Source organism: Vibrio sp. V30_P3S12P165, assembly GCF_009904905.1.
GTDB lineage: Bacteria > Pseudomonadota > Gammaproteobacteria > Enterobacterales > Vibrionaceae > Vibrio > Vibrio fujianensis.
Genome location: NZ_WXWH01000065.1, coordinates 1 through 2,636, shown reverse-complemented (window position 1 = coordinate 2,636; position 2,636 = coordinate 1). Strand labels below are relative to the sequence as shown.

At 38.9% G+C, this 2,636-nt stretch carries 4 protein-coding genes and 1 pseudogene; 2 read left to right on the top strand and 3 right to left on the bottom strand.

The features are described from left to right. Positions 1 to 121 (top strand): annotated as a pseudogene (locus CAG57_RS12835) (IS110 family transposase); the annotation flags it as partial. A gap of 22 nt (positions 122 to 143) precedes the next feature. On the opposite strand, the gene CAG57_RS12830 reads toward CAG57_RS12835, so the two are convergent. The 3 genes from CAG57_RS12830 to CAG57_RS12820 form a co-directional block, all read right to left on the bottom strand. Beyond that, positions 144 to 713: a hypothetical protein gene (locus tag CAG57_RS12830; protein ID WP_161439535.1), complete on the bottom strand. Its 570-nt coding sequence runs from the start codon at positions 711 to 713 to the stop codon at positions 144 to 146. A 160-nt stretch (positions 714 to 873) separates the two neighbouring features. Further along, positions 874 to 1,137, bottom strand: a complete 264-nt coding sequence (locus CAG57_RS12825; protein WP_010318499.1) for a Txe/YoeB family addiction module toxin — start codon at positions 1,135 to 1,137, stop codon at positions 874 to 876. Further along, complete coding sequence (locus CAG57_RS12820; RefSeq protein ID WP_009836585.1) at positions 1,130 to 1,384, bottom strand: type II toxin-antitoxin system Phd/YefM family antitoxin; 255 nt, start codon at positions 1,382 to 1,384, stop codon at positions 1,130 to 1,132. The genes CAG57_RS12825 and CAG57_RS12820 overlap by 8 nt, the downstream gene beginning before the upstream one ends. Positions 1,385 to 1,675: 291 nt before the next feature. On the opposite strand from CAG57_RS12820, the gene CAG57_RS12815 reads away from it, so the two are divergent. Continuing rightward, a complete protein-coding gene (locus CAG57_RS12815; RefSeq protein ID WP_161439534.1) occupies positions 1,676 to 1,906 on the top strand; it encodes a PAS factor family protein in 231 nt (76 codons plus the stop codon). The last annotated feature ends 730 nt before the right edge of the window (positions 1,907 to 2,636 follow it).

The following is a 2,636-nucleotide window of genomic DNA, read 5'->3' as shown; positions in this document are numbered from 1 at the left end:
ACTTACGGCAGGAAAACCGAAAAAAGTTGCCATTGTTGCCTGCATGAGAAAGATGGTTGTTATCTTAAATTCAATGCTAAGAGATGGTGTTATGTGGGATACAGATAGCCTCAAAAATTAACTATTGACGCCATAGTCTCTTGTTATGCTTTGACCCCAATATATTCGGCTAGCAAAGATTCGAAGCCTCTCACAGCAGAAACAACTGTGATTACTTCACTTGGTTCTATATCGAGATCTTCTGGGCTGCGAGGATGCATCAGTCTGTCTCGAACTTTGATTGCCTTCCTCAAGTCACTCCACCAAGTAAGCCCCGCATCAAATGACTTGTCTAGCCGATGAGCTTTAGAATATAAATTAAACGCAAATTTGATATTTCTCGTTAAGTTGATGTGCGCACTAACTTCAACAATATTACCCTTTTCGTTTAACTGGTGAGAAACTTCAAACGCAAAGTCGATTTCAGCTTGAGATAGTTCAATACCATTTTCAATTGCATCATCAATTGCAGCAACTTTTAGAGAAAAGCTAACTCCTTCGATGTATGCGAAGCCAGCCCTAACAAGTTGGCGAGCGTTAAACTCGTGATCAGCGATAGTGGAACCATCTTCTTGCTTTTCACCTTCATCAATATCTTTTAAGACGTTGGTATAACAGCGCTCAAAATCCTCATTTAAGGTTAAAATTAGTTCACCAGTACTTCTTTCGTTCATATTTTCCTCTTAAAAGCATAACGCCCAATTAAGTAGCCCGAAACGCGACTACCAACTTTTCGCACAACACCGTAATCACTAAACTCAACGCATAATAAAAATGCCACGCGTTGAGGGTCTGCTTGAATTGTTTGTTAGCTGCCTGACGATAAAGCCTAAATTAATAGTGATAGCGACAAGAAATGATCGTGATTGCACTATCATCAACCGCATAAACTAACCTATTCGTATCATCTATTCGTCGCGACCAGAAACCAGATAAATTTTCTTTTAGTGGCTCAGGTTTACCTATGCCCTCGAAAGGAGAACGCTTAACATCCGTGATAAGTTTATTTATACGTTTAAGTGTTTTCTTGTCTTGCGTCTGCCAATAAACATAATCATTCCAAGATTCATCAGTCCAAGATAATAAACGACTACTCATCGATTAAATCTCTTTGGCTCACCTTACCCGCTTTAAACTGAGCAATTGAACGATGTAAGTGCTCAGCATTTGCCGGAGAACGAAGCAAATGAACCGTTTCCATTAAGCTATTGTAATAATCTAGTGACATAACAACCGCATCTTCAGAATCACGACGCGTGATCACGGTTGTATCTGCGTCATTAACAACAGCATCCAAAACGCTCTTCAAGCTATTTCTAGCTTCGGTAAAAGATACAATTCTCATAAAACCTCCACATGTACGTTTAATGAGACAAGTATATGACTAAAAAACCAACTTGTACAGCTAATGGAACATGCGAACTTGTAAGCAGCTAACGCCGCGTTAAGGGGTGAGCAACGCGACTACCAACTAACCGCATTGCACTAAAAACTAGTAAAATCTACGCATAACGAAAATGCTACGCGTTGCGAATCCCTCTTTAACGCTTTGTTATGTGATTGTTGCTTCAGAATTACATTCTATTACCGATTACAATCATATGCGCCCCGTTAACTATTATAAAATGGATAGCTCATGAAAGCGCTTATTTATGAAACCCTTATTAAACTTGCTAGCAAAGATCCTGAACAACATGCCCAAATCCGACAAAATCTTTATGATCACTTAGGCTTACCTTTTGAAAAACAACTTACTTTGTATTCTCAGGCGCTTGGACCAGCTGGTTCAGGTAAACTTGAAAATAAACAGGCAATGAGTAATGCCGTAGAAAGCGTAATCAAATTACTTGAAACTCCTGAACACTAAACACTTTCAGTTAATATTCGGCCCATTCGATTAGGGCCGTTTTCAATTTACGCCTAATCACATAACGCCCGCTTAAGGGGCTGACAACGCTACTACCAAGTTTCCGCATAACACTGTAACCACCAAAATCAACGCATAATGAAAATGCCGCGCGTTGGAAGTCCCTCTTTAAGCGTTTGTTATGCTTTATTACTTATTGATTAAATTGAACTTTTTCAACATTCATTGGTTAAACCCACTTTAACTCAAAATGATAAACTTGCCTACTTTCAGCAAGTATTGTTGCCGATAAGATCCCAAATAAGTTGAAGCGAATTGGCCTGCGGAATCAACGAGCAAACAACACCAAAGAAATAGACCTTTCAGCGACAATTGAACCTTTTACGAACACAATTTATCAGAGCAAAGCCGGAAAAAAGCGCACAATCATCGATAAACTTGCGCTAACCAAACACTGTCAGCAAGCAAGAAACCGATGAGATCCCAAACATGCTGAAGCGAAATAGCCTGTGGAATCAATGAGCAAGCAACGCCAAAGAAAGAGACCTTTCAGCAAAAAACGAACCTTTTGCGTACACAATTTATCAGAGCAAAACCCGACAAAAACACAAAAGCATCGTTCAACTTTCAATCGCCACCAAAAAGAAAAATAAACTCATAATATCAATGAATTAGAACAGGAAAACTTCTAAATCAGACTAAGTTTTCCCATTAAAATTTATATATTGAT